Source organism: Pseudoxanthomonas sp. PXM01, from assembly GCF_014851815.1.
Lineage (GTDB): Bacteria > Pseudomonadota > Gammaproteobacteria > Xanthomonadales > Xanthomonadaceae > Pseudoxanthomonas_A.
In genome coordinates this window covers 1,653,494-1,679,912 of the sequence record NZ_JACVAJ010000001.1, presented here as the reverse complement: position 1 = coordinate 1,679,912, position 26,419 = coordinate 1,653,494, and the positions used below count along the sequence as shown (strand labels likewise).

Genomic DNA, 26,419 nt, shown 5'->3' with positions numbered 1-26,419 from the left:
CGATTCACGTTTGTGCACTGGAGAGAGCCCCCCATGAAGTCGATGTTGCCGATCGTGATGGTCGTCACCCTGTTGTCCGCGTGCCAGCGCGAAGAAGCCGCTGCGCCGCCGGCGGAGCCGCAGACCACGGCGACCAGCACACCCATGGCGGAAGCACCCGCGCCCGCACCTGCGGTCGACGACACGGCCGCTCCCGCCGGACCGGTCAGCCAGGCCAGCTTCCTCGGCTACGGCGACATGAAGCTGGGCAGCACGGTCGACGAAGCGCGCGCGGCTTGGGGTGGCGAGCTCAATGGCGCGCCGATGGAAGGCACCACCTGCCACTACCTGTGGCCGAAGTGGATCAGCCGCCCCGCCGACTTCGCCTTCATGATGGAAGAGGGCAAGTTCGTCCGTTACGACGTCGGCACCGACAAGGAAACCGCACCCGGCGGCGGCAAGGTCGGCATGAGCGTGGACGAGGTGCAGAAGCTCTACGGTGGCGCGCTGAAGGCGTCGCCGCACAAGTACACGCAGGGCGGGCAATACCTGTCCATCGACGCCGGCGACGTGGCGCCGACCAAGCTCATCTTCGAGGCCGATGCCGGCGGCAAGGTGACCTCGTGGCGCGTGGGCCTGGCGCCGCAGGTCGAGTACGTCGAAGGCTGCTCCTGATCGACGACGCCCGGCTGGCCGCGTCGGCGGGCCGGGCATAGAATCGCCGCAGACTCGACGGGGAGCGTGGCGATGGCGGATGCCTGGGGTTATTTCGCATTGGGCCTGGTGCTGCTGGCGCTGGGCGGGGATTCCATCGTCAAGGGCGCGTCCGGCCTGGCCCAGCGCATCGGCGCGTCGCCGTTCGTGGCCGGCCTATTGCTGATCGCGTTCGGAACTTCGCTGCCGGAACTGGCGGTCAATGCGCGCGCGGTGTGGACGGGTTCGCAGGAACTCGCGCTGGGCAATGCGGTGGGCAGCAACATCGTCAACCTCGGCCTGGCGCTCGGCGTCGCCGCGCTGGTCGCGCCGGTCCTCGTGCGGATGCGCGTGCTGTCGTCCCTGCTAGTGCTGCTGGCGCTCGCTACGCTGGCACTGATCGTGTTCGGCCTGGACGGCGTGGTCAGCCGCATCGAAGGCGGCGTGCTGCTGCTGGGCTTCGTGGCGTCGCTGGCGTTCCTGCTGGCGCGTGCGCCGCGCGAGGACGTCGCGGTGCGTACCGACATCGAGGCCTACGCCAACACCAATACCGTGCTGTGGTTGAACCTGCTGCGCTTCGTCGTGGCCGCCGCGCTGCTGTATTACGGCGCGCGTTTCGTGGTGCAGGGCGCACCGGTGATCGGCGCGCACTGGGGCCTGTCGCCGCTGCTGACCGGCCTGCTGCCGGTGGCGATCGGCACCGCGCTGCCGGAAATCGCCGCCGCCGCGATGGCCGCACGACGCGGGCAAGGCGACATGGTCGCCGGGCACGTCATCGGTTCCAGCCTGTTCAACCTGCTGGTGGTGGTGGGCGGCATGGCGGCGTTCCGTCCGCTGGCGCTGCCGGAATCGTTCGTGCGGCTCGAATTGCCGGCCGCCATCGCCTTCGTGCTGGTGCTGTACCCCATGCTGCGTGGCGATCTGCGCATCAGCCGCATCGAGGGCGGCATCCTGCTCGCGGCGTTCCTCGGCTGGGTGGTCCTGGAGATCGCATTGCTCGCCTGACCTGAACAGTGGGTCAGGCTTATGTGAACGGGTTTGTTAAACTCGGGCCGATTGCTCGCGAATCCCGCATTCCCTGCAAGGCCGTTGATGATCCCTTTTCTTGAAATCCTGCTGGCGCTGCCGTTCGTGCTTGCGCTGGTGGTGGCGCTGGCGCGCGGCCTTCCGCGCGGCGCGACCGCATGGCTGGCCGGCCTGGCGCCGCTGCTGGGCCTGGTATTGCTGGCCTGGATGACACCCAGCGTGCTGCAGGGCTGGAACCTGCGCGCGGACCACGCCTGGATCCCGCAGATCGGCCTGGCCTTCACGCTGCGGCTGGACGGGCTGGCATGGATGTTCGCGGGCATGGTGCTGGCGATCGGCGCGCTGGTGGTGATGTATGCGCGCTACTACCTCAGCGAGAAGGACAGCGCGCCGCGTTTCTTCGCCTGCCTGCTGCTGTTCATGGGCTCGATGCTCGGCGTGGTACTGGCCGGCAACCTGTTGCTGCTGGTGGTGTTCTGGGAACTGACCAGCATCAGCTCGTTCCTGCTGATCGGTTTCTGGTCGCACCGGCAGGACGCGCGCGAAGGCGCGCGGATGGCGCTGGCGATCACCGGTGCCGGCGGCCTCGCGTTGCTGGGCGGCGTGCTGCTGATCGGCCGCATCGTCGGCAGCTACGACCTGGACATCGTGCTCGCGTCGGGCGACCTGATCCGCGGCAGTGCGCTCTATCCGTGGGCGCTGGCGCTGGTGCTGGCGGGCGTGTTCACCAAGAGCGCGCAGTTCCCGCTGCATTTCTGGCTGCCGCACGCGATGGCGGCGCCGACGCCGGTGTCGGCCTACCTGCATTCGGCGACGATGGTGAAGGCCGGCGTGTTCCTGCTGGCACGGCTGCATCCGGCGCTGGCGGGCACGGACCTGTTCTTCTACGTCGTGACCTCGGTCGGTGCGCTGACCCTGCTGGTGGGCGCCTGGTTCGCGATCTTCCAGCACGACCTGAAAGGCCTGCTGGCCTATTCCACGATCTCGCACCTCGGCCTGATCACGCTGCTGTTCGGCATCTCCACACCGATGGCGGTGGTGGCCGGCGTGTTCCACATCCTCAACCACGCCACGTTCAAGGCCTCGCTGTTCATGGCGGCGGGCATCATCGACCATGAAGCCGGGACGCGCGACATGCGGCGACTTGGCAACTTGCGACGATTGATGCCATGGACAAGTGCGCTGGCGATCATCGCGTCGCTGGCGATGGCGGGGATTCCCCTGCTCAACGGGTTCCTGTCCAAGGAGATGTTCTTCGCCGAAGCGCTGGACATCGACGGTCACCGCGGCATGCGCAATGCCATCGCGGTGGCGGCCCTGCTGTACGGCATGTTCGGTGTGGCCTACAGCCTGCGCTTCGTCTACGAGACGTTCTTCGGCAAAGGTCCGCGCAACCTCGACGTGGTGCCGCACGAACCACCGCGCTGGATGAAGATCCCGGTGGAAGTGCTGGTGGTGCTGTGCGTGGCCGTCGGCATGTTCCCCGCGTGGACGGTGGCGCCGGTGCTGCATGCGGGCGCCGGTGCGATCCTCGGCGACGCCATGCCGGAATACAGCCTGGCGGTGTGGCACGGCATCAACACCCCGCTGCTGATGAGCCTGGCCGGCATCGCCGGCGGCATCGCACTGTATTTCGGCCTGCGACGACTGTTCGACCTGCACACCATCGTGCGCCGTTCGCTGGGACGCAACGTATTCCGCTGGAACATGGAAGCCCTGTACGCGCTGGCGGGCCGCTTCATCGGCAAGCTCGTCAATGGCAGCCTGCAGCGCAGTCTGATGCTGATGGTGCTGGCCGCCGTGGCGGCCGGTGCCGCGCCGTTCCTCATGGGTGTCTCCGACCCGCTGCCGTGGCGCACTCCGCAACCGATGCCGCTGCTGGGCTGGCTGCTGTGGCTGGTGCTGGTGACCTGCACAGTGTTCACCATCCGCCTGTACCGGCAGCGCCTGCTGGCGGTGATCGTGCTGGGAGGTGCCGGCCTGGTGGTCAGCCTGACCTTCGTGTTCCTGTCCGCGCCGGACCTGGCGCTGACGCAGTTGATGGTGGAAATGGTCAGCCTGGCGTTGCTGCTGCTCGGCCTGCATTACCTGCCGCCACGCTCGCCGCCGGAACGCACGCCGCGTCGTCGCCTGCGCGATATCGCCATCGCGCTGGTCGCCGGCGTCGGCGTTTCCCTGCTCGCCTACGCGGTGATGACACGCACGGGGGATCCGATCAGCGGCGAGCTGCTGGCACGTTCGCTGCCGGAAGGCTATGGCCGCAACGTGGTCAACGTGATCCTGGTGGACTTCCGCGGCTTCGATACGTTCGGTGAAATCACCGTGTTCGGTGTCGCCGCGCTGATCGTGCACGCGCTGCTGCGGCGTGCGCGCATGGCGCCGGAGAAAGTGGTCTCCGGTCCGCCGGTGCAGCTGCCGGTACCGGCCGACCTGGCGCAGCTGATGTTCCCGTTGACGCTGACTGTGTCGGTGTTCCTGTTCCTGCGCGGCCACAACGCGCCGGGCGGTGGCTTCATCGCCGGCCTGGTGCTGGCGGTGCCGCTGCTGATCCAGTACGTCATCCAGGGCGCGGCGTCGGTGGAATCGCGCTTCGGCTTCGACTACATCAAGTGCATCGGCGTCGGCTTGATCGTCGCCGGCCTGAGTGGCGCGGCGTCGATGGGGTTCGGCGTGCCGTTCCTGACCAGCGGCCACCTGGATCTCGACCTGCCGGTGATCGGCACGGTGCCGCTGGCCAGCGCGATCGGGTTCGACACCGGCGTGTACCTGGTCGTGTTCGGCGGCGCGATGCTGATCCTGTCGATGATGGGCACGATCCGTCCGTCGCGCACGCGCGTGTCGCACCTGGGTGTGATGGAACCGGGCGACCGATCCACCCGCACGGGAGAACTGCGCTGATGGGAGGTGCACCGTAATGGAACTCGCGATGGCCAGCGCGATCGGCATCCTCACCGCCGCGGGGGTGTACCTGCTGCTGCGCGCGCGCAGCTTCGACGTCATCCTCGGGCTGACGCTGCTGTCGTATGCGACCAACCTGCTGATCTTCGCTGCCGGCGGCCTGGTGGCCGGCAAGCCGCCGGTGCTGCGCGACGACGTGGCGGCGACGCTGGCGAACCATACGGATCCGCTGCCGCAGGCGCTGGTGCTGACCGCGATCGTGATCGCGTTCGCGATGACCGCGGTGACGGTGGTGCTGGCGATCCGCAGCCGCGGGGACAACGACAGCGACCATGTCGATGGCAGCAAGGCCGAACGCGAGTTCCTCGCCAGCGAACAGCGCCGGCACGAGGAAGCGCGCGACGCCGCCAAGGCCGATGAGCCGGAGGCGCGGGCATGAGCCACCTGCCGATCCTGCCCATCCTGATCCCGCTGTTCGCTGCATCGATCGCGCTGTTCTTCGAGCATCGCCGCTTCGGCATGCTGCCGCAGCGCATCGTGGCCTGGACGTCGGTCGCGGCGATGCTGGGTGTGGCGGGCGTGCTGGTCGCGCAGGCGGCCGCTGGCGACGTGTCGGTCTATCTGCTGGGCGACTGGCCGGCGCGGCTGGGCATCGTGCTGATGGTGGACCGGCTGTCGGCGCTGATGCTGCTGGTGGGGCTGCTGCTGGGTGCGGCCTGCCTGCTGCATGCGGGCGCCGGCTGGGACCGGCGCGCGCCGCACTTCCATGCGTTCTTCCAGTTCCAGTTGATGGGACTGAACGGCGCGTTCCTCACCGGCGACATCTTCAATCTGTTCGTGTTCTTCGAAGTGCTGCTCATCTCGTCCTACGGCCTGATGCTCAGCGGCGGCCGCGGCGAACGCCTGCGTGCGGGCCTGCACTACGTGACCTTCAACATCGCAGCGTCGACGCTGTTCCTGATCGCCTTGGGCCTGCTGTACGGCCTGCTGGGCTCGTTGAACATGGCCGAGCTGTCGGTGCGTGTGGCGCAGCTCCCGGCCGGCGACGTGGCGCTGGTGCAGGCGTCGGCCGGCCTGCTGTTCGTGGTGTTCTGTGCGAAGGCCGCGGTGCTGCCACTGTCGTTCTGGCTGCCGGACACCTACACGCATGCACCGGCGGCGGTAGCCGGTCTGTTCGCGATCATGACCAAGGTCGGCCTGTACGCCGTGCTGCGACTGGGCACGTTGAGCTTCGGCGCGCTGGGGCCGCTGGACGGATTCGCCTGGACACCGTTGCTGGTGCTCGGCGCCGCCACGCTGGTGCTGGCCGCGTTGGGCGTGCTCGCGGCCAACCGCCTGCGCGCGCTGGCGGCCTACCTGGTGCTGGGGTCGGCGGCGACCTTGTTCGTCGCGTTCTCGCTGGGCACGGCCGGCACCATCGGCGCCGGACTGTACTACCTGGTGCACAGCAGTTTCGCGGGTGCGGCGCTGTTCCTGCTTGCCGACCTGATCCGCCGCCGGCGGGGTCGCGCCGGCGACCGCAAGGACCTGATCGCTGCGCTGCCGGACAAGACCGTGCCCGGTCTGCTGTTCCTGTTCGCCGCGGTATCGCTGTCCGGGCTGCCGCCGTTGTCGGGCTTCATCGGCAAGTTGCTGGTGCTCGAAGCGGTACCGGAAGGCGCGCGCACGTTCTGGATCTGGCTGCTGGTGCTGGGCACCAGCTTCCTGATGCTGGTGGGCCTGGCGCGTGCCGGCACACGGCTGTTCTGGCGCACCGAGCCGTGGCCGGACGCCAGCGCCGAGAAGCAGGCCGCCTTTACGCCGGCGAACGAGTTGGTGGACGCGCCGTCGCGCCCACTGGAGTCGGCGGCCATCGTGCTGCTGCTCGGCTACGGCGTGGCGATGGTGCTGGCCGCCGCGCCGCTGCTGGACTACACCCGGGCGACTGCGCGGCAGTTGCTGTCGCCGGCTGATTACGTCGAACAGGTGCGCGCCGCCACGCCGCAGCTGAGGGAGCCCTGAGCATGGTCGCGAAATGGCGCAAGCGTCTGCTGCCGTCGTTGCCGTTGAGCCTGACGGTGTTCTGCTTCTGGCTGCTGATGAACGACGACATCAGCGTCGGCCAGATCGTCCTGGCGCTGGTGCTGGCGCTGACGATCCCGCTGTTTGCCGCGCGGCTCGACCGCGAGTTCGCCCGCATCGGCCGCCTGAGCAGCATCCCGCGCATGCTGTGCGTGCTGGCGCTGGATATCGTGCGCTCCAACGTCACCGTGGCGCTGCAGGTGCTCGGGCCCGAGCGCAACATCCACCCCGGCTTCATCTGGGTGCCGCTGGACATCGGCAACATCCACGGCATCGCTGCGCTGACCAGCATCATCACGCTGACGCCGGGCACGGTATCGTCGGCGCTATCGGACGACCGCCGCTACCTGCTGGTGCACGTACTGAACCTCGACGATGCCGACGAGGTGATCCGCCAGATCAAGACGCGCTACGAAGCGCCGCTCATGGAGATTTTCCCGTGACCCCGCAGACCCTGGTGATCTACGCCGTCGTCGCGTCGATGCATGTCGTCGCCGTGGCGATGCTGTTGGCCCTGTTCCGGCTGGTACGCGGGCCGACCGTGCCCGACCGCATCCTGGCGCTGGACACGCTGTTCGTCGCCACCATTGCGCAGCTGATGCTGTTCGGTATCTACGTGGGTACGGCGGTCTACTTCGAGGCGGCGCTGATCATCGCCATGCTCGGCTTCGTCGGCACGGTGGTGCTGAGCAAGTACGTGCTGCGCCGGGACATCGTCGAATGAGCTGGGTCTTCGCCATCCTGCTGGTGCTGCTGCTGGCGGTGGGCAGCTTCTTCATCCTGGTCGGTTCCTTCAGCCTGGTGAAGCTGTCGGAGTTCTTCAAGCGCCTGCACGGGCCGACCAAGGCCAGCACGATGGGCGTGGGCTGCGTGCTGCTGGCATCGGTGGGCTACCACGCGCTGACCGGCACCGACCCGCAGCCGCGCGAACTGCTGATCACCGCCTTCCTCTTCATCACCACGCCGATCAGCGCGCACCTGATGGCCAAGGCGGCGCTGTCGCTGCACATGGCGGAGCGTCCGCCGATGCCGGCGGGCGAGCCCGAGAAGCCCATCGACGCGGTCAACGAAGACGCACGACCGGACGCCTGATCCGTCATGCGTACCGCCCTCGTCTTCGGTGCCAGCGGCCAGATCGGCGAGGCGCTGCTGGCCCGGCTTGATGCGCGCGACTGGCAGGTGTTCGCCGTCTCGCGGATGCCGCGTCCCGATGCGTCGAATGTGCGCTGGCTGCGGGGCGAGTTCGCCGGCATCGAAGGTCTTCCGGCGGTCGTCGACGTGATCTTCAGTACGGGGCCGCTGGACGGATTCGCGTGGTGGTACGAGCGAGGACTCGTCGCGACGCCGCGCGTGGTCGCATTCGGATCCACCAGCCTGGATACCAAGCAGGCCTCCGGCGACGCCTACGAGCGCGACATCGTGGCGCGGTTGCAGGCGGCCGAGAGGCTGGTCTTCGATACGGCCGCCGCGAACGGCGCATCCGCCACGCTGTTGCGCCCGACCTTGGTCTATGGGGCGGGGCGCGACCAGACGCTGGCGCGGATCGCTGCGATGGCGCGGCGCACGCGGTTCTTTGTGCTTCCGCGCGGTGCGGACGGAAAACGCCAGCCCGTGCATGTCGACGATCTGGCGGCTGCCGCCTTGGCCGTCGTGGATGCTCCGACAACACACGGTCAGGCGTACGCGCTGCCGGGCGGCGAAACGCTGGCGTACCGCGACATGGTGGCGCGGACGCTGGCCGCACTCGAGCCGCCCGCGACGCTGTGGCAGGTGCCGATGCCGATGTTCCGGATGGCATTGTCGCTGGCCCGCCTGGCCGGCGTGATGCGTGGCCTCACCGACGATGCCGTGGCCCGCATGCGCGAGGACCTGGTGTTCGATGCGACGCCAGCGCGTCGTGATTTCGGCTATGCGCCAAAGCCCTTCGAGCTTGATGCCAATGCATTGGGGCGGAAGGTTGGCTGATTTCCGGTGGCCCAGGCGACCTCAGTCGCGCGTGGCTGCTCCGTACGACACCAGTTTCGCCTTCACGTGGGTGACCTCCCGCAGCGTCTTCAGGTCGAAGCCGTCGACCACGGACCGTGTGATCACCATGCGGTCACCGGGCTGTGGTTGGCCATGCTTGCGGGGCAGGCGCAGCGTGACCTCGATGTCGCGACCGATGTACCCGAAGCAGTCGGTGTAGCTCTCCGATGCCGCACTCTCGTCCGCGCGTGCGGACGACACGGTCATTCTGAAATCGAACGAGCGATGGCCGCCGTCCGCGGTTGATACGACGGACTCGACCACGCCTTCCATGCGGCAGAACTCGAACCAGGAGGCGTCGGCACGCCATGGCAGCACGAGGGCCGACACGAGAACGACTCCCGTGACGACCTTCATGCGGGAATGCCTCAGTACCGCCAGCCCATCTTCCGGTAGAACTTGCTGAGCACCCATACCGGGCCGATCAGCAGGTAGGTGAGGTCGGTCAGGAAGCTGGGCTTCTTGCCTTCGATCTTGTGGCCGATGAACTGCGCGATCCAGGCCACCACGAAAACGGTGATGGCGACGTAGAGCAGTTTCTCCAGGCCGAGCAGCGCTTCCAGCCAGCGCGTCAGCCACGCCATCGCGATGAAGATCGCCAGCATGCCGAAGCCCAGCGGGCGCGACAGCTTGTAGTAGTACATCCATGCGCCGAACATCGCCAGCGCCGCCCACATGCCCGATTTCACCCAGGTGCCGAACACCGGGATGCACCACAGCAGCGCCACCACCGTCCACAGGATCGCCGGCACGGCGAAGACATGGATCCGCTGGTTGGTCTCGTTGACGTGGTCGCCGGAATAGCTGGCGAACCAGCGGTCCACCGGACGTTGCGCGGTCGCGTTCATTCATCCCTCCCGAGGATGGCAATGCGGCAGGGTATGGAGCATACCCCAGCCCGGCCGGGGTTGCCGTGCCGGCGGTCAGGGCGGGGAGATCAGTGCGCGGCGGCCTTCGAGAACAGCTGGATCACCGCCACGCCGGCCACGATCAGCCCCATGCCCAGCATCGCCGGCAGGTCCAGCGGCTGCTTCAGCACCACCCAGCCGATCAGGGCGATCAGCACGATGCCGGCGCCCGACCAGATGGCGTAGGCCACGCCCACCGGCACGGTCTTCAGCGTCAGCGACAGGAAGTAGAACGCCACGCCGTAACCGGCGGCGACCAGCAGCGACGGACCGAGCCGGGTGAAGCCTTCGGAGGCTTTCAGGGCGCTGGTGGCGATGACCTCGGCCGCAATGGCCAGGGCGAGGTAGAGGTAGGCATTCATGCGCGAGCACCCGATGGAAGGGGGGCAAGCCTACTGCACGGAACGCTGAACCCCGGCTTGCCCTGCATCGCCTGGATGCAGGGCAGCGATGCCGTCAGTCGACGAGGATGCCGGCGAGTTTCTGCAGCGCTTCGGCGTACTTGGCGCGCGTGCGCTCGATGACTTCCGCCGGCAACGACGGGCCCGGCGCGGTCTTGTTCCAGTCGAGCGTTTCCAGGTAGTCGCGTACGAACTGCTTGTCGTAGCTGGGCGGACTGGTGCCGACCTCGTACTGGTCCGCAGGCCAGTAGCGCGAGGAGTCCGGCGTCAGCATCTCGTCCATGATGTAGAGGCGTCCGTCCGCATCGGTGCCGAACTCGAACTTGGTGTCGGCCAGCAGGATGCCGCGTTCGGCCGCGACATCGGCAGCATAGCGGTAGATGCGCAGCGTGGCGTCGCGCACGCGCTCGGCCAGTTCGGCGCCGACGGTCTTCACCATGGCGTCGAAGTCGATGTTCTCGTCGTGGTCGCCGACGGCGGCCTTGGTCGACGGCGTGAAGATCGGCTCGGCCAGCTTCTCGGCCTGGCGCAGGCCGTCGGGTAGCTCGATGCCGCTGACCTTGCCGGTGCGCTGGTAGTCCTTCCAGCCGCTGCCGATCAGGTAGCCGCGGGCGATCGCTTCCACCGGCACCGGCTTGAGCTTCTTGGTCACCACCGCGCGCTTGGCGTACAGCGACGCATCGACGCCGGCAGGCAGCACGCTGGCGACGTCGATGCCAGTCAGGTGGTTGGGCATCAGGTGCGCCGTCTTGGCGAACCAGAAGTTGGAGATCTGGCAGAGCATCTCGCCCTTGCCGGGAATCGGGTCGGGCAGCACTACGTCGAACGCGCTGAGGCGATCGGTGGCCACCATCAACAGGTAATCGCCCGCGGGTGCATCGGCAGGCAGGCGGTCGCGGGGGATATCGAACACATCGCGGACCTTGCCGCGGTGGCGCAGGGTGAGGCCGGGCAGATCGGATTGAAGCAACGTCGTGGGCACAAACACTCCTTCGGGAGTCCGGAAACCATCGAGGCAGACAGCGTCGTGGGGGCGTGCGGCAGGCCGTGCGCCCGTGCCCCGGGGCGGCCGTCCATCCGCTGCTGCGGAGCCAGGTACCGGACCGGGCCGCGTAGTGTACGGCGCTTGGGGCCTTCGTGTGCCGTAAAATGCCGGTCTTGCTGGAGAAGGCGGGTCCGGATGAAGCGCTGGTACGGGAAATTGCTGGGATTCGTGGCCGGGTGGCTGCTGATGCGCCATCCCCTGGGCGGGCTGGTGGGCCTGATCATCGGCCATGCCTTCGACGAAGACTGGTTCAAGCTCAGCCGCGACAACCCCTATCGCGTGCTCGACCTGACCAGCGATGCCAGCGACGCGGAAATCGACCAGGCCTATCGCCGGCTGATTTCCCAGTACCACCCCGACAAGATGGCCGGCGCCGCGGAAGACCTGCGCCGCCAGGCCGAACAGAAGGCCGGCGAGATCAACGCCGCCTACGACCGCATCAAGACCCTGCGCAAGCGCAAGTGAGCCCTTCCATGTCGAACTGCATCATCGCCCCGTCCATCCTGTCCGCCGACTTCGCCCGCCTGGGCGAGGAAGTCGACAACGTGCTGAAGGCCGGCGCCGACTGGGTGCACTTCGACGTGATGGACAACCACTACGTGCCCAACCTGACCATCGGTCCGCTGGTCTGCAGCGCGCTGCGCAAGCACGGCGTCACAGCGCCGATCGACGTGCACCTGATGGTGGAACCGGTGGACCGCATCATCCCGGACTTCGCCGAGGCCGGCGCCAGCATCATCAGCTTCCACCCGGAAGCGTCGAAGCACGTGCACCGCACGATCCAGCTCATCAAGTCGCTCGGCTGCAAGGCCGGCCTGGTGCTCAACCCCGGTACGCCGGTCGAAGTGCTGGACTGGGTGCTGCCGGAACTGGACCTGGTACTGCTGATGTCGGTGAATCCGGGCTTCGGCGGGCAGGCCTTCATCCCGTCGGCGCTCGACAAGCTGCGCGCGGTACGCGCGATGATCGACAAGACCGGCAAGGACATCCGCCTGGAGATCGATGGCGGCGTGAAGGCCGACAACATCGGCCAGATCGCGGCGGCGGGCGCGGACGCCTTCGTCGCCGGTTCGGCGATCTTCAATGCGCCGGACTACGCCGACGTCATCGCGCGGATGCGCAAGGCCGTGGCCGACGCGCGCGCCTGAAAAAGCAGAAGGGCGATGGCCTGCGCCACCGCCCCGGAAGAATTGGAGGCTGATCCTGCCTCCGCCCGTCGTCCCTGCTATGGCCTTCCACGTTACGGATCGTCTGTGACGGGAAGATGACGGTGCGTGCGGCTGTTGTGGGAGCGACGTAAGTCGCGAGCTCTCCCGCCAGCCAGCGCGATCCCAATGTCCGTTCGGGAGGGAAGAGGTTCGCGACTCACGTCGCTCCCACACCGGCACCCGCTATCCTCGCGCGTCCCCCCAGGAGCCCTCCCATGACCGCACCCCGTTGGCGCCTGATCCTCAACGGCAAGTCCGCCGGTAATGACGACCTGCGTACGGCCGTGGGGGCGATGCGCGACGCCGGCATCGCGCTGGACGTACGGGTCACGTGGGAAGACGGCGACGCCGAGCGCTACGTCGCCGAGGCGATCGCAGACGGCGTAGATACCGTCATCGCCGCCGGTGGCGATGGCACGCTGAGCGAAGTGGCGACGACGCTTGCCCATCGCGACGAGGCCGCCGGCTCCCTTCCATCGCTCGGGCTGGTGCCGATGGGCACGGCGAATGATTTCGCCACCGCGGCCAGGATTCCGGACGACGCGCTGCCCGCCTTGCAGTTGGTCCGCGATGCCGTACCGGCTCCCGTGGATCTTCTGCGCATCGATGCCGAAGACGGTCCGCACTGGTGCGCGAACCTTGCCAGCGGCGGCTTCGGCACCGACGTCACCGTGGAGACCGATGAGGGGCTGAAGAAGATGCTCGGCGGCCTGGCGTATCTCATCACCGGCATCGCCAAGCTGGGACGCATCGAGCCGGTCACTGCATGCGTGCGCGGCCCGGACTTCGACTGGCAGGGCGACTTCATCGCGCTGGGCATCGGCAACGGGCGACAGGCGGGCGGTGGACAGGCGCTGTGCCCGGATGCGTTGGTGGACGACGGCCTGCTGGACCTGACCATCGTTCCGGAACTGTCCGGCGAGGTTGCCGCCACCGTCGGCACGCTGGTGAAGGATGGCAAGCATGCCGCGCTGGATCGCGTGGCGACCCGCGCGCGCCTGCCATGGGTCGAGCTGGAGGCCGACCAGCCGATGACGCTGAACCTCGACGGCGAACCGGTGAAGTCACGGCGCTTCCGCATCGAATGCGTCCCCGGCCGTGTCCGCATGCACCTGCCGGTGGCCTGTCCGTTGCGTCTGCAACCAGACGCCTAGTGGCCGGCGGGCCGATGCGTCGGGTAAAGTAGGCCCGTGTCCCATCCCGCGCTCCCGCTTTCCAAAGATTCCGCACGCCCTGGCTGGCGATGGTGGCCCGTAGCCGTCGCCCGTACCGCCACCGTGTCCCGGAAGGAAAGCCCGCTTGATCTCGCACGCCCAGTTCCAGCAGTACGCTGCTGAAGGTTTCAATCGCATTCCCGTCGTCCGTGAAGTGCTGTCCGACCTGGACACGCCGCTTTCGGTCTACCTGAAACTCGCCGACGCGCCGCACACCTACCTGTTCGAATCGGTGGAAGGCGGCGAGCGTTTCGGCCGTTACTCGATCATCGGCCTGCCGGTGCGCCGCGTGGCGACGTTCCGCGGCCACACGCTGCAGATCCACGACCACGGCCAGCTGGTCGAGGCGCGCGACGTCGCCGATCCGTTCGCTGAGGTAGAAGCCCTGCGCGCCGCTTACGCCGTGCCGAAACTGCAGGGCCTGCCCGGTTTCACCGGCGGCCTGGTGGGCTGGTTCGGCTTCGAGTGCATCGGTTACATCGAGCCGCGGCTCGCGACCGGCGACAAGCCGGACGAATTGGGTACGCCGGACATCCTGTTGATGCTGTCGGAGGAAGTTGCCGTCTTCGACAATCTCAAGGGCCGTCTCTATCTGATCGTTCACGCTGATCCGCGCGAAGCGGATGCATGGGATCAGGCGCAGGCGCGACTCGATGCATTGACGACCAAGCTGCGCCAGCCCGGCGCGTATCCCACGCCGATCACCCGCGACGTGCTGGACGAAAGCCACTTCGTTTCCGGCTTCACCCATGACGGCTTCATCGCGGCAGTGGAGCAGTCGAAGGAATACATTCGCGCGGGCGACATCTTCCAGGTGGTGCTGAGCCAGCGCCTCAGCGTGCCGTTCAATGCACGCCCGGTCGATGTCTATCGCGCGCTGCGTGCGTTGAATCCGTCGCCGTACATGTACTTCCTCGATGTCGGCGACGTGCAGGTGGTCGGCTCGTCGCCGGAGATCCTGGTGCGCCTGGAGCAGGGTGAAGTCACCGTGCGTCCGATCGCCGGTACGCGTCCGCGCGGGAAAACGCACGACGAGGACGTCGCGCTGGAAGCCGAGCTGCTGGCCGATCCGAAGGAGCGCGCCGAGCACCTGATGCTGATCGACCTGGGCCGCAACGACACCGGCCGCGTGTCGGAAGCCGGCACCGTGCAGGTGGGCGAACAGTTCGTCATCGAACGCTACAGCCACGTCATGCACATCGTCAGCGAGGTGACCGGCAAGCTGCTGCCCGGCCTGAGCTATGCCGATGTGCTGCGCGCGACGTTCCCGGCGGGTACCGTCAGCGGCGCGCCGAAGATCCGCGCGCTGGAAGTGATCCGCGAGCTGGAACCGATCAAGCGCAACGTCTACGCCGGCAGCATCGGCTACATCGGCTGGCACGGTGATGCCGATACCGCCATCGCGATCCGTACCGCGGTCATCAAGGACGGTCGCCTGCACGTGCAGGCAGGCGCGGGCATCGTCTACGACTCCGATCCCGAGAAGGAATGGGACGAGACGATGAACAAGGGCCGCGCGCTGTTCCGCGCCGTGGCCGAAGCGGCGAAGGGGCTGTGATGGACGTCGCCATCGACAACGCCAGGATCAGCCTGCGCAACGACTACAGCGAGGGCGCACATCCGCGACTGCTGCAGGCGCTGGCCGTGGCGAGTGCGGAGATCAATCGCGGCTACGGCCTGGACGTCCACAGCGCCCGTGCCGCGGCGCTGATCCGCGACCGTCTCGCCCGCGATGCCGACGTGCATTTCCTCGCCGGCGGTACGCAGACCAACCTGGTCGCGCTGGCTGCCTTCCTGCGTCCGCACGAAGCGGTGATTGCGCCTGCCAGTGGCCACATCGCGACGCACGAGACCGGCGCCATCGAGGCCGGCGGGCACAAGGTGCTGACGGTCGCCACGCCCGACGGCAAGCTGAGTCCCGAACTGATCCAGCCCTGTGTCGACGGCCACAGCGGCGAGCACATGGTGAAGCCGCGGCTGGTCTACATCTCCAACACCACCGAGTGGGGCACGCTCTACAGTGCCGTTGAGCTGCAGGCGCTGGGCGCGTTCTGCCGCAACCGCGGGCTGCTGCTCTACGTGGACGGTGCACGCCTCGCGTCGGCGCTGACCACGCCGGGCAACGACGTCGATCTGGCGCTGCTGTCCACGGAGGCCGACGCCTTCTACATCGGCGGCACCAAGAACGGTGCGCTGCTGGGCGAGGCGCTGGTCATCGTCAATCCGGCCTTGCGGACCGACTTCCGCCACGTCATCAAGCAGCGCGGCGCGATGCTGGCCAAGGGCATGGTGGTCGGCGCGCAGTTCGAGGCCTTGTTCGAGGACGGCTTGTACTTCGTGCTGGCGACGCACGCGAACGTCATGGCCGAACGTTTGCGCGAGATCCTGCAGCAGGCCGGCGTGCCGCTGGCGGTCGATTCGCCGAGCAACCAGGTCTTCCCGGTGCTGCCGGATGCAGTCGTCGAACGCCTCCAGCAGCACGTCGAGTTCGAGACGTGGGAACGCCGCAGCGATGGCACCACCCTGATCAGGCTGATGACATCGTGGGCGACGCCGGAGTCGGCTATCGAGGCGTTCGCTGCGACTTTTTCTTCGATTTATCCGGAGAGGTCGGCGACGACCGCTTCGCAGGCACAAGGAGCCTGAGCGATGCTGTTGATGATCGACAACTACGACAGCTTCACCTACAACCTGGTGCAGTACCTGCAGTCGCTGGGGGCCGAGGTGAAGGTGGTGCGCAACGATGCGATGACCGTGGACGAGATCGCGAAGCTCGCGCCCGAGCGCATCGTCATCTCCCCTGGTCCGTGCACGCCGAACGAGGCGGGCGTCTCGCTGGAGATCATCGAGCGGCTGGGGGTGAACACACCGATCCTTGGCGTCTGCCTGGGGCACCAGAGCCTCGGCCAGGCCTATGGCGGCAACGTCATCCGTGCGGGCCGCATCATGCACGGCAAGACCTCGCGTATCCGGCATGAAGGCAAGGGCGTGTTCGCCGGCCTGCCGGACGCCTATGAGGCGACGCGCTACCACTCGCTGGTGGTCGAGCGCAGCAGCCTGCCCGAGGCGCTGGAGGTCACGGCGTGGACCGAGAACGACGACGGCAGCTTCGAGGAGATCATGGGGCTGCGGCATCGCGCGTTCCCGGTCGAAGGCGTGCAGTTTCACCCGGAATCGATCCTCACCGAGCATGGCCACGCCCTGCTGAAGAACTTCCTGGAGCGCTGAGTCATGCCACTGACCCCGCAAGAAGCCCTGCAGCGCACCATCGAGCATCGCGAGATCTTCCACGACGAGATGGTCGACCTGATGCGCCAGATCATGCGCGGCGACGTGTCGCCGACCATGACGGCGGCCATCCTGACCGGCCTGCGCGTCAAGAAGGAAACCGTCGGTGAGATCGCCGGCGCGGCCACCGTCATGCGCGAGTTCTCTCGAATGGTGGACGTCGCCGATCGCGCGCATCTGGTCGACATCGTCGGCACCGGCGGCGACGGCTCGCACACGTTCAATATCTCCACCTGCTCGATGTTTGTCGCAGCGGCCGCAGGTGCGCGCATCGCCAAGCACGGCAACCGCAGTGTGTCGTCGAAGTCGGGCAGTGCGGACGTGCTGGAGGCGCTGGGCGTCAACATCGAACTGCAGCCGGACCAGGTGGCGCAGTCGATTGCGCAGGCCGGCATCGGCTTCATGTTCGCGCCGGTCCACCACCCGGCGATGAAGGTCGTCGCACCGGTGCGGCGCGAAATGGGGGTGCGCACGATCTTCAACATCCTCGGGCCGCTGACCAATCCGGCCGGCGCGCCGAGCATCCTGATGGGGGTGTTCCATCCCGACCTGGTCGGCATCCAGGCGCGCGTGCTGCAGGAACTCGGCGCCGAGCGCGCGCTGGTGGTCTGGGGGCGCGACGGCATGGACGAACTCTCGCTGGGCGCCGGCACCCTGGTCGGTGAATTGCGCGATGGCGAGGTCCGCGAGTACGAACTGCACCCCGAGGACTTCGGCATCGCGATGGCGGCCAGCCGCAACCTGCGCGTTGGCGATGCGGCCGAGTCGAAGGCGATGCTGCTGGGCGTGCTGGACAACCGGCCCGGCCCGGCGCGCGAGATCGTGGTGTTGAATGCCGGCGCCGCGCTCTACGTGGCCGGCGTGGCGGAGAGCATCGAGGACGGCATCGCACGTTCGCGCGATGCGATCACAAGCGGCAAGGCGCTGGAGCGGCTGCAGCAGTTCGTCGCCACCACCCAGGCACTGGGAAAACAGGGCGCGCACTGACATGGCCGCCAGCGGATTCGCCAGCCTGCCCAAGCCTCCTTATTACGCGGTGGTCTTCTCCTCGCAGCGCAACGGCCAGGACGATGCCGGTTACGGTGCCATGGCCGAGCGCATGGTCGAGCTGGCGCAGCAGCAGCCCGGCTTCCTCGGCATGGAGTCCACCCGCGGCGCGGATGGCTTCGGCATCACGGTGGCGTACTGGGAGAGCGAGGCCGCTATCCTCGCGTGGCGCCAGCATGCCGAACACACGGCGGCGCGTGAGCAGGGACGTCGGGACTGGTACGACCATTTCGAGCTGCGGGTCGCCAGGGTCGAGCGTGCCTATGGCTGGGACCGCGAGGCCGCCGGGCGCCGCGGATAGTGCGAAAATAGGGGTCCCGCACAGGCGGGTGCCCGCCTGAGGACTGCATGAGCGACATCCTGACCACCATCCTCGCCCGCAAGGCGGACGAGATCGCCGAGCGCAGTACCCGCGTCTCGCTGGACGACCTGCGCGCACGCGTCGCCGACGCATCGCCGACGCGCGGTTTCGCCGATGCACTCAACGCGATGATCGCGCAGGGCGATCCGGCAGTCATCGCCGAGGTCAAGAAGGCCAGCCCGTCGAAGGGCGTGATCCGTCCGGACTTCCGTCCGGCCGATATCGCGGTGAGCTACGAGTTCGGCGGCGCGGCCTGCCTGTCGGTGCTGACCGATGTCGACTTCTTCCAGGGCGCGGACGATTACCTGAAGCAGGCGCGCGACGCCTGCACGCTGCCGGTGCTGCGCAAGGACTTCACCGTCGATCCGTACCAGGTTTACGAAGCGCGCGTGCTCGGCGCGGACTGCATCCTGCTGATCGTCGCGGCACTGGACGACGGGCAGTTGGTCGATCTGTCGGGGCTGGCGATGCAGCTCGGCATGGACGTGCTGGTCGAGGTGCACGACATCGACGAACTGGAGCGCGCCCTGCAGGTGCCGGTGCCGCTGGTGGGCATCAACAACCGCAACCTGCGCACGTTCGACGTCTCGTTGCAGACCACGCTGGAGATGAAAGACGCGGTGCCGAAGGATCGCCTGCTGGTGACCGAGAGCGGCATCCTGGTGCCGGAGGACGTGGCCACGATGCGGGACGCCGGCGTCAATGCGTTCCTGGTCGGCGAGACCTTCATGCGTGCCGAAGAACCCGGTGAGGCGCTACGTCAGCTATTCTTTGCGGCATGACGGACGCTCCCTATCCGACGCCGCGCACCGATGCCCCGGTCGTCGTCTTCGATTTCGACCACACGCTGTACGACGGCGATTCCGGTGGCCACCTGGTCAAATGGCTGATCCAGCGCAATCCGCTGCGCGCGGCGGTCGCGCTGGCCGCGTCGATCGTGCTCGGGCCGATGGTGGCGTTCCTGCCGACACGCCGTCGCGGGATCTCAGGCTATATCTGGATCGGCACGTTCGGCCTGCACGGGCGCCGCAGCTTCGATGCGCTGATCGACCAGTATGTGGCGACGCATCGCGACGAAGTGCAGCAGCGTCTGCTGCCCCACGCGCTCGAGGTGTTCCGTGAGCACCGCGCCGGGGGCGACAACGTGGTGGTGGCCACCGGCGCGCCGCCGGAACTGGCGCGCGCGATCCTGAGCTTCGTCGCCCACGAGGACGTGCCCGTCATCGGCACGGCCGTCGGCCCGCGTTTCGGCGCGGTCGTGGCCACGCGCCACTGCCATAACGAAGAGAAGATGCGCATGCTGCGCGAACGCGGCTATGGCGAGATCGCGGTGGCCTACTCCGACAGCAGTGCCGACCTGCCGCTGCTGAAGGCGGCGCGTGCACCGGTCGTGGTGAATCCGAAGGCCGCGCGGGTGGCGATGTTCCGTCGGATGCTGCCGCCCGGGACCCCCATCCTCAACTGGGGTTGCAAGGACCGCGGCGGGGCAGGGCTGGCCTGACCGCCTGGCACCGGCTCAGAAGCGTTCTGGTGCGTTCCAGTCCTTGATCAGATCCGCGAACTCGATCTCCGCGAAGTCCTGGTACTCGCCGGCGTCGTAGAAGCGGCCGTAGCAGTTCTTGCAGCTCTCGAACCAGATGTGCGGCTGCTGCGGGTCGACCATCCGGATCAGGTCCCAGCGGCCGATGCAGACCGGGCACTTGATCCGGTCCACCTTGTTGCATTCCTCGCCCTGCGCCGGATCGCCCGTATCGATCTCCTCGGCCCGGTGCTTGAGCGTTTCGTGCGCCATCATCTCGAACCACAGCCCCTTGCAGCGGGTGCAGCGATGCGCGCTGGCTTCGGGTTCGACGATGAGTTCCATCGTGCCTTGGCACTTGGGGCATTGCATGGCGGCATCTCTCCGGGACGGTCGGCGGATTCTACCCCGGACGCCGGCCGTCGCCAGGCACGGCCGTGCTACACGCGCAGCGGTTCGATATCGACCTTGGGAAGCAGGCGTTTGGTGAAGTACGCGTCCTTGTAATAGCGCACCTTGCGGCACAGGATGGGGTGGGCGAGGCCTTCGTACAGCACGATCTCCTTCTCCGGCCCCATCGCCTTCAGCTCCTGCGGCAGCATCAGCGCCCGCTTCTCCAGCACCTCGTTGTCGGACACGTTGCTTCCCCTGCCATGCGAGCGCGTGCGTGCGCGGCGCTTGATGGTGGTGTAACCCAGCATCTCCGAGTAGTCGTTGGCGTCCTGCTGTTCGCGCGGGGCGTAGATGATCTGCAGCGCATGGTTGGTGATGATGGTGCGCGACAGCTCTTTGCCGTAGACCGCGTCCAGCTGCGCCATCGACTGGATGATCGGCAGCAGGCGCAGGTTGTAGCCGGCCATGTAGGCGACCGCCTTGGCGATGATGTCGACGCGGCCGATGGCGGTGAACTCGTCCATCAGCAGCAGGCACTGGTGCTTGAGCGTGGGGTCGTTCTGCGGCAGGACCTTGGTGTTGACGTTGATCAGCTGGCTGAAGAACAGGTTCACGATCAACCGGCTCTCCGCCAGCTTGTTCGGCTGGATGCCGACATAGATCGTCATCCGCCGGCGTCGTACGTCGTCCAGACGGAAGTCATCGGCACTGGTCGCTGCATCCAGCACCGGATTCAGCCAGGGATTCAGCGGTTCGCGGAAGGAGCCGATGATGGATGCGAAGGTCACGTCCGCCTGCGACAGCAGGCCGGCGAACGCGGTTCGTGCCTGTCCGCTCAGGAAGGGTGCCTCCACCAGCTTATGCAGGTACGGCTTCATCTCGCCGCCATCGCCTGACGACAGGCGCAGTACGGCGCCCAGCGTGGGCTGTTCCGCGGTGCTGTCGTGGTCGCGCCGTTCGAACAGATACAGTGCGAAGGCGAGGAAGGCATTGCGTGCTTGGCTGACCCAGAACTTGTCCTTGTCGTCGCCATCCGGATACAGCATCGCGGCGATGCTTTGCAGGTCCGATACGCGGAACGCCGGATCCGGCGAGACGTAGGTCATCGGATTCCAGCGGTGGCTGCGCCGGTCTTCGGCGAACGGGTTGAACAGGTACACCTCGTGCCCGATGGACTGCCGCCAGCCCGATGTCAGGTCGAAGTTCTCCTGCTTGATGTCCAGCACCACCGCGGATTCGCGGTAATCCAGCAGGTTGGGAATCACGACGCCGACACCCTTGCCGGAGCGCGTGGGCGCGGCGAGGACGACGAACTGTTGTCCGGACAGGCGCAGCAGTTTGCCGTTCATCTGGCCGACCACGATGCCGGTGTCCTTGCCCGACAGGAAACCCTTGTTCGCCAGGTCGATCATGCCGGCGAAGCGCGCACGACCGTGCAGGTTTCGGTAACTGCGCAGCTTGTAGACCATCACCGACAGTGCGGCCCAGACGAGCAGCATCAGTCCGCCACCCACGGCACCTGCGGTCTTGATGCGCCATGCATACGGCTGCACACGCGGGTGATCGAGATGCTTCAGGTAGTCGATGTAGGTGCCTATGCCGACGAGACCGCCGTCCAGACCCAGGAACAGCAGCGCCAGATAACCGGAGAGATACAGGGCGCCCAGCGCCGCGAGGACCGCGAGCACCCCGATGATCAGAATACGTGTACTGCCCAAGCGACCCCCTGTCGTCGTTCCATGATGAATGCGGTGGCGGTTTCAGCGTCCGCCGCCCGCGGCTCCTTCCCGCTTTCCCGATGTATCGATCAGCACGTACTGCTCGTTCTTCTGCCAGCGCGGCAGACCATCCTGCAGCCTGATACAGGGTTGCCCGCCGCAGGACGTGATAGTGACGTGTTGCAACGCTTCCAGTACCTCCGCGTCCACCTTCGCGCGCTCCGAGCGCTGCACGTTGTGCCATGCCGCGTAACCGCTGCCTGCCACCAGCAGCAGGCAGGCGACCGACAGCACGCCCAGCGATTTCCAGCCGAGGAAGCGCGCACGCTGCGACAGTTGCGCCTGTTCGCGTTGCAGATGATCCGCGACATGCCGGAGTCGCGCGGCCGTCTCGCCGATGCTGTGCGTGGCGGCCGGAATTTCCTGGGCCAGCGCATCGTGCACGGCGCCCCGTGCCTGCTCGCTCATTTCGCGCTTGCCTTCCTCGATGGTCTTCCTCACCACGATGGCGGAGGCCTGCAGTTCCTGCGCGGAGGTCTGCTGTGCGGCCGCCGCCTTGTTGCACTGTTCTGTCAGATGCGCCGCGAGCAACGCCGCGTTGGCGACGAACTCTTCCATCTTCGACGGTTCCATATCGCTCCTTGTCGCGCGAGGAATTTCGCAAGCCTGCTGACAGCATGATGCCAGACGTGTTTTTCATTCAAGCGGAAGTGATGCGTGAAGAAAACCGGGTAGGAAATTTCCTACATAACGGCATCGCTACTCGTGCACCCATTCGATTAGTGTCATTTTCATTAATCGCAGTGAAGAATGTTTTCACATTCGATGTGACGCTGTTCGACTTTTCACGCGCTTCTTCACATACATGATCGAACTTCATCATCCGCTTTCATCTGATTGCAACGCGCGCTCTGTTTTATGTGGTTTCGTGAAGTAAGTGAATGCAGAAAAAATTTTCTACACATGTTTACTTCTGAATTTGGGTTGACGACACAAAAATGCGTGGCTATGTTCGGCGCGACTGTCGTGATGCAGTACCGGATTGATCGTGCGGTGTGAGTTAAGTGCCGCGTGATTGTCGAAGGAGCGTGAACGCATGGATGCGAATACAGGGGGTAATGCGCAGGCGTGTGTCCTGTGCAACGCGTCAGCCACGGGAAGTTTCCGCATCCCGTCGCGCGCAGGCATGCATTGCCACCCGGAGACATTCATCAGTGCCGTAGCGCATCCGCTTCCGGATGCGTATCGGGTGTGTGTTGCCGACGATTGCCAAATGGTGGATCCGTGAGCCGGAACGTCGTTCTTCGCAAGATGGTGGTGTTGGGTCTCGTGATGCTGCCGCTGGCGGTCGCAGGGTGCGCCACGCCGAAGGCCGCCGATGTCAATGGGCGGTGGCGGCCCGTCAATCGCTTCGCGGAAGCCCCGCAGGCCATTCCGTTGCAGCAGGCCTACACGTATCAGGCGTCGCCCGCGGACGGCACGCTCAGGACCATGCTGGGTCGCTGGGCCAAGGACGCGCGCCTCACGCTGGCGTATCTGCATCCGAACGACTACACGCTGCACGCACCGGTCGCGCACATCCGCACCAACAGTCTGGAGGATGCCGCCACATCGCTGTCGGCCGCGTATGCGGAACAGGGCGTGCAGGTCGTCATCGAACGTCCCCGGATCATCGTGAGCCAGGCGGTGCCGCCGCCGGCAGATGTCGCGCCTGCCGCGGCGCTGGGCGACTGAGGCGACGGCGGACGTATGTTCAAGAAGAAGACGTCCTCTCCCGACATCGACCGCGCCGTCGCGCAAGGCGCGAGTTTCGAGCTCACGCTCGCCGAGCGCGCGCGCAAGAGCGAGCGGCGTGCCTGGATGGTGGCGTGGTCGGCGATCCTGATGTCGCTGATCCTCGCCGGCGGCTACTTCCTGTTCCTGCCACTGAAGGAGAAGGTGCCGTATCTGGTCATGGCCGACCCTTATACGGGGACCGCCAGCGTGGCGCGGCTGTCGGGAAATTTCCAGGACCGCGATGTCACCACGGAAGAAGCAATCAACAAGAGCAACGTCGCGCAGTTCGTGCTGGCGCGGGAATCCTACGACTCCGGTCTGATCGGCCAACGCAACTGGCGCACGACGCTGTCCATGGCGGGCCCGGCCGTCTCGCCGGCCTACACCGCGCTGCACTCGGAGAACAATCCCGAGCGGCCGTTCCGGCTGTATGGCGGATCGAGTTCGGTGCGCGTGCGCATCCTCAGCATCGTGCTGATCGGGGGCGGTTCGGGCACGCGACCGACTGGCGCGACCGTGAGGTTCCAGCGCAGCGTCTACGAGAAAGGGAGCGGTCGTTCGCGTCCGCTGGACAGCCGCATCGCGACGCTCGAGTTCACCTACAACGCGGATCTCCGCCTGAGCGAAGAGGACAGGCTGCTGAATCCGCTCGGCTTCCGCGTCGTGAACTACCGCGTGGATGATGATTTCGCCGCCGCCGCGGTACCCGAGAGAGAGTTCCCGGCACCGCCACCGATGGCGCCCGCGCCGCCCGCCGCGCCGCCCGCCGCGCCGCCCGCCGCTCCCCCTGCGGAAGGTGCGGTCGTGGCTCCCAACGAGAACGACGTATCGACGGCCCCGCAACCTGCGGAGCAATCGGAAGCCCAGACTGGACCTGGAGTGCCCCAACGATGAGGTTGAAGGACGCCCTGATGCGGTTGGCCGCGATGGCCCTGCTGCTCACGACATTGCCGGCCATGGCGCAGGTGATCGAGGAGTACACCTATGCGCCTGACAAGGTGTACCCGGTGCGCACCGGCCTGGGCATCACCACGCAGATCGAGCTGTCGCCGCACGAGGAAATCCTGGACTTCAGCACCGGCTTCAGCGGCGGATGGGACATCAGCCGTCGCGGCAACGTGTTCTACCTGAAGCCCAGGAACGTCGACGTCGACACCAATCTGCTGGTGCGCACCGCGGCCCATTCGTACATCTTCGAGTTGCGGGTGGTCGCTACCGACTGGCGCGTGCTGGACCAAGCCCGCGCGGCGGGCGTGCAGTACCGCATCAAGTTCGCGTATCCGGGCGACACCAGCTTCGCCGGCACCGCGAACCGACCGCAGGAAGTCGCAGCCGAGCTGAGCACATCGGTCGAGCCCGATCGCGCGTACCACTTCAATTACGAGTACGCGCAGCGCAAGCGCGGTCCGACCTGGCTGGTGCCCACCACGGTCTATGACGACCGTCGATTCACCTACATCCGCATGGGTGATCGCACGCGTTTCCCGAGCGGCAACTTCCCGGCGGTGTTCGCCCGTGACAGCCAGGACGGCGACGAGTTCGTCGTCAACTCGACCGTGCAGGACGACACGATCGTCGTGCATGGCACCTATCCCTACTTGGTCATCCGCCACGGCGACAACGTGGTGGGTCTGCGCAGGAGCCCGGAATGACGACCCAGACCCCGCACGACCACCCGGATGCCGGCCCCGAGCGGGTGGATCCGCAGAATCCCTACCAGAGGGCACGCATGGCGCCGGACCCGGACCTTGACGCCAATGCGCCCTACCTGCGCTCGACCGATGTGCAGCGGCTGAACCGCAAGGCGCTGCTGTTCCTGGCCGGCATCATCGTGCTGATGCTGCTGGTGGTGTTCTGGATCTTCAGTGGCGGCCTGTCGTCCAAGGGTGACCGGGACCCGGCGCCCACCAAGGGCGAACGGGTGGTGATTCCCGCCGCACCGCGCGACCTGCCCGAGCTGCCGCCCGAGGCGCCGGTGCCGATGGAGCCCAGCCTGCCGCCCCTCCCGGTTATCGATGATGCGGCGCCGTCCACGGCGTCGATGATGGCGATGCCTTCCGGTCTGCCGGGACGCCAGGAGCCTTCGCTGCGCGAACGGCGCATGCTCGATATGGCCAGCACGTTCGGCGAGGGCGGCCCGGGTGCCGAAGGCGCGCCGCAGGAGCCGGGCATGGCCGAGTACGCGGCCATGATGGCGGGTCCGCCCGGGCAGGGCCCCGCTGCGCCCCGCGAGCCACCGGATGGCATGACCAGCGCCAAGCCGCTCTACAACCCGAACACGCTGCTGCTGCGGGGCACCTACATCCGCTGCGTGCTCGAGTCCCGCGTGATCACCGATGTTCCCGGATACACGTCCTGCGTGGTGACGGAGCCCGTGTATTCGGTCAACGGCAAGCGCCTGCTGTTGCCGCGCGGCTCCAAGGTCATGGGCAGCTATACCTCGGACGCCATCATCGGCGAGCGCGCCGCCATCGTCTGGGACCGCATCACCACGCCCACCGGCATGGACGTCAACATGCAGAGCCCGGGCACCGACATGCTCGGTTCGGCGGGCAATCCCGGGCACTACTCGGCGCACTGGGCGCAACGCATCTCGTCCGCCCTGCTGATCAGCATGCTGAGCGATGCGTTCAAGTACGCGGGCGCCAAGCATGGGCCGCAGGAGACGGCCGTCGTCAACGGCGCGATCTACCAGAATCCCTACGAGAGCAACACCGCCAGGACCATGGAGCGGCTGGCGAACATGGCGCTCGACCGCAACATGGCCCGCCCGCCGACGGTCACCATCAACCAGGGCACCATCGTCAATGTCTATGTCGCACGCGACGTGGACTTCTCCGCGGTGATGCGCTGAGACGG

At 66.8% G+C, this 26,419-nt stretch carries 30 protein-coding genes; 23 read left to right on the top strand and 7 right to left on the bottom strand.

Annotation, left to right across the window (positions count from 1 at the left end; translation table 11 throughout):
- Positions 1-33 precede the first annotated feature (33 nt).
- The 9 genes from IB230_RS07765 to IB230_RS07725 all read left to right on the top strand — a co-directional run bounded on the left by IB230_RS07765 (position 34) and on the right by IB230_RS07725 (position 8,622).
- Positions 34-654, top strand: coding sequence for a lectin (locus IB230_RS07765; RefSeq protein WP_225589251.1), 621 nt, complete (start codon positions 34-36; stop codon positions 652-654).
- Positions 655-726: 72 nt separating this feature from the next.
- Positions 727-1,677, top strand: a complete 951-nt coding sequence (locus tag IB230_RS07760) for a calcium/sodium antiporter (protein WP_192270641.1) — start codon at positions 727-729, stop codon at positions 1,675-1,677.
- 87 nt (positions 1,678-1,764) lie between these two features.
- Positions 1,765-4,596, top strand: a complete 2,832-nt coding sequence (locus IB230_RS07755) for a monovalent cation/H+ antiporter subunit A (RefSeq protein ID WP_192270632.1) — start codon at positions 1,765-1,767, stop codon at positions 4,594-4,596.
- 16 nt (positions 4,597-4,612) lie between these two features.
- Positions 4,613-5,035, top strand: a complete 423-nt coding sequence (locus tag IB230_RS07750) for a Na+/H+ antiporter subunit C (RefSeq protein WP_192270630.1) — start codon at positions 4,613-4,615, stop codon at positions 5,033-5,035.
- The gene (locus IB230_RS07745) at positions 5,032-6,597 is read left to right on the top strand and encodes a monovalent cation/H+ antiporter subunit D (RefSeq protein WP_192270628.1); all 1,566 of its coding nucleotides are present in this window, start codon (positions 5,032-5,034) and stop codon (positions 6,595-6,597) included. Before IB230_RS07750 ends, IB230_RS07745 begins: the two co-directional genes overlap by 4 nt.
- A 2-nt stretch (positions 6,598-6,599) precedes the next feature.
- The gene (locus tag IB230_RS07740; RefSeq protein WP_192270626.1) at positions 6,600-7,100 is read left to right on the top strand and encodes a Na+/H+ antiporter subunit E; all 501 of its coding nucleotides are present in this window, start codon (positions 6,600-6,602) and stop codon (positions 7,098-7,100) included.
- A gap of 38 nt (positions 7,101-7,138) precedes the next feature.
- Entirely contained in the window at positions 7,139-7,381 is a 243-nt protein-coding gene (locus IB230_RS07735; protein ID WP_255430486.1) for a K+/H+ antiporter subunit F, read from the top strand.
- On the top strand, positions 7,378-7,749 hold the full coding sequence (locus tag IB230_RS07730; protein WP_192270622.1) for a Na+/H+ antiporter subunit G: 372 nt from the start codon (positions 7,378-7,380) through the stop codon (positions 7,747-7,749). The genes IB230_RS07735 and IB230_RS07730 overlap by 4 nt, the downstream gene beginning before the upstream one ends.
- Before the next feature lie 6 nt (positions 7,750-7,755).
- The gene (locus IB230_RS07725; RefSeq protein WP_192270620.1) at positions 7,756-8,622 is read left to right on the top strand and encodes an NAD-dependent epimerase/dehydratase family protein; all 867 of its coding nucleotides are present in this window, start codon (positions 7,756-7,758) and stop codon (positions 8,620-8,622) included.
- Positions 8,623-8,643: 21 nt separating this feature from the next.
- On the opposite strand, the gene IB230_RS07720 is transcribed toward IB230_RS07725, so the two are convergent.
- From IB230_RS07720 to IB230_RS07705, 4 genes are all read right to left on the bottom strand, one after another.
- Complete coding sequence (locus tag IB230_RS07720; protein WP_192270618.1) at positions 8,644-9,012, bottom strand: hypothetical protein; 369 nt, start codon at positions 9,010-9,012, stop codon at positions 8,644-8,646.
- A gap of 38 nt (positions 9,013-9,050) precedes the next feature.
- Positions 9,051-9,530, bottom strand: coding sequence for an Mpo1-like protein (locus IB230_RS07715; RefSeq protein WP_192270616.1), 480 nt, complete (start codon positions 9,528-9,530; stop codon positions 9,051-9,053).
- A gap of 89 nt (positions 9,531-9,619) precedes the next feature.
- On the bottom strand, positions 9,620-9,952 hold the full coding sequence (locus IB230_RS07710) for an SMR family transporter (RefSeq protein ID WP_192270614.1): 333 nt from the start codon (positions 9,950-9,952) through the stop codon (positions 9,620-9,622).
- A gap of 94 nt (positions 9,953-10,046) precedes the next feature.
- On the bottom strand, positions 10,047-10,973 hold the full coding sequence (locus tag IB230_RS07705; protein ID WP_192270612.1) for a phosphoribosylaminoimidazolesuccinocarboxamide synthase: 927 nt from the start codon (positions 10,971-10,973) through the stop codon (positions 10,047-10,049).
- Positions 10,974-11,171: 198 nt separating this feature from the next.
- Between IB230_RS07705 and IB230_RS07700 the strand changes: the two genes are divergently transcribed.
- The 10 genes from IB230_RS07700 to IB230_RS07655 all read left to right on the top strand — a co-directional run bounded on the left by IB230_RS07700 (position 11,172) and on the right by IB230_RS07655 (position 19,655).
- Entirely contained in the window at positions 11,172-11,501 is a 330-nt protein-coding gene (locus IB230_RS07700) for a DnaJ domain-containing protein (RefSeq protein ID WP_192270610.1), read from the top strand.
- A gap of 8 nt (positions 11,502-11,509) precedes the next feature.
- Complete coding sequence (rpe, locus tag IB230_RS07695) at positions 11,510-12,184, top strand: ribulose-phosphate 3-epimerase (protein WP_192270601.1); 675 nt, start codon at positions 11,510-11,512, stop codon at positions 12,182-12,184.
- A gap of 275 nt (positions 12,185-12,459) precedes the next feature.
- On the top strand, positions 12,460-13,398 hold the full coding sequence (gene yegS, locus IB230_RS07690; protein ID WP_192270599.1) for a lipid kinase YegS: 939 nt from the start codon (positions 12,460-12,462) through the stop codon (positions 13,396-13,398).
- Positions 13,399-13,543: 145 nt separating this feature from the next.
- Positions 13,544-15,016, top strand: coding sequence for an anthranilate synthase component I (trpE, locus tag IB230_RS07685; RefSeq protein ID WP_192270597.1), 1,473 nt, complete (start codon positions 13,544-13,546; stop codon positions 15,014-15,016).
- A complete protein-coding gene (locus IB230_RS07680; protein ID WP_192270595.1) occupies positions 15,016-16,104 on the top strand; it encodes a beta-eliminating lyase-related protein in 1,089 nt (362 codons plus the stop codon). Before trpE ends, IB230_RS07680 begins: the two co-directional genes overlap by 1 nt.
- Positions 16,105-16,107: 3 nt before the next feature.
- Positions 16,108-16,686 carry an aminodeoxychorismate/anthranilate synthase component II gene (locus tag IB230_RS07675; protein WP_192270593.1) on the top strand — a complete coding sequence of 193 codons (579 nt, stop codon included), beginning with the start codon at positions 16,108-16,110 and terminating at the stop codon, positions 16,684-16,686.
- Between the two features lie 3 nt (positions 16,687-16,689).
- The gene (trpD, locus tag IB230_RS07670; protein WP_192270591.1) at positions 16,690-17,733 is read left to right on the top strand and encodes an anthranilate phosphoribosyltransferase; all 1,044 of its coding nucleotides are present in this window, start codon (positions 16,690-16,692) and stop codon (positions 17,731-17,733) included.
- Between the two features lies 1 nt (position 17,734).
- Entirely contained in the window at positions 17,735-18,094 is a 360-nt protein-coding gene (locus tag IB230_RS07665; RefSeq protein WP_192270589.1) for an antibiotic biosynthesis monooxygenase, read from the top strand.
- A 47-nt stretch (positions 18,095-18,141) separates the two neighbouring features.
- Positions 18,142-18,936: an indole-3-glycerol phosphate synthase TrpC gene (gene trpC, locus IB230_RS07660; protein ID WP_192270587.1), complete on the top strand. Its 795-nt coding sequence runs from the start codon at positions 18,142-18,144 to the stop codon at positions 18,934-18,936.
- Entirely contained in the window at positions 18,933-19,655 is a 723-nt protein-coding gene (locus tag IB230_RS07655; RefSeq protein ID WP_192270585.1) for a haloacid dehalogenase-like hydrolase, read from the top strand. The genes trpC and IB230_RS07655 overlap by 4 nt, the downstream gene beginning before the upstream one ends.
- 15 nt (positions 19,656-19,670) lie before the next feature.
- Here the strand turns inward: IB230_RS07655 and IB230_RS07650 are convergent, their stop codons facing one another.
- From IB230_RS07650 to IB230_RS07640, 3 genes are all read right to left on the bottom strand, one after another.
- Positions 19,671-20,045, bottom strand: coding sequence for a zf-TFIIB domain-containing protein (locus IB230_RS07650; RefSeq protein ID WP_192270583.1), 375 nt, complete (start codon positions 20,043-20,045; stop codon positions 19,671-19,673).
- Between the two features lie 68 nt (positions 20,046-20,113).
- The gene (locus IB230_RS07645) at positions 20,114-21,763 is read right to left on the bottom strand and encodes a type IV secretory system conjugative DNA transfer family protein (protein ID WP_343227290.1); all 1,650 of its coding nucleotides are present in this window, start codon (positions 21,761-21,763) and stop codon (positions 20,114-20,116) included.
- Between the two features lie 63 nt (positions 21,764-21,826).
- Complete coding sequence (locus tag IB230_RS07640) at positions 21,827-22,417, bottom strand: hypothetical protein (RefSeq protein WP_192270581.1); 591 nt, start codon at positions 22,415-22,417, stop codon at positions 21,827-21,829.
- A 678-nt stretch (positions 22,418-23,095) separates the two neighbouring features.
- On the opposite strand from IB230_RS07640, the gene IB230_RS07635 reads away from it, so the two are divergent.
- The 4 genes from IB230_RS07635 to IB230_RS07620 are packed head-to-tail and all read left to right on the top strand — an operon-like array spanning position 23,096 to position 26,414.
- The gene (locus IB230_RS07635; protein ID WP_192271381.1) at positions 23,096-23,518 is read left to right on the top strand and encodes a TcpQ domain-containing protein; all 423 of its coding nucleotides are present in this window, start codon (positions 23,096-23,098) and stop codon (positions 23,516-23,518) included.
- 15 nt (positions 23,519-23,533) lie between these two features.
- On the top strand, positions 23,534-24,454 hold the full coding sequence (locus IB230_RS07630) for a type IV secretion system protein (RefSeq protein WP_192270579.1): 921 nt from the start codon (positions 23,534-23,536) through the stop codon (positions 24,452-24,454).
- Positions 24,451-25,212 carry a TrbG/VirB9 family P-type conjugative transfer protein gene (locus tag IB230_RS07625; protein ID WP_192270577.1) on the top strand — a complete coding sequence of 254 codons (762 nt, stop codon included), beginning with the start codon at positions 24,451-24,453 and terminating at the stop codon, positions 25,210-25,212. The genes IB230_RS07630 and IB230_RS07625 overlap by 4 nt, the downstream gene beginning before the upstream one ends.
- The gene (locus tag IB230_RS07620) at positions 25,209-26,414 is read left to right on the top strand and encodes a TrbI/VirB10 family protein (RefSeq protein WP_192270575.1); all 1,206 of its coding nucleotides are present in this window, start codon (positions 25,209-25,211) and stop codon (positions 26,412-26,414) included. The genes IB230_RS07625 and IB230_RS07620 overlap by 4 nt, the downstream gene beginning before the upstream one ends.
- The last annotated feature ends 5 nt before the right edge of the window (positions 26,415-26,419 follow it).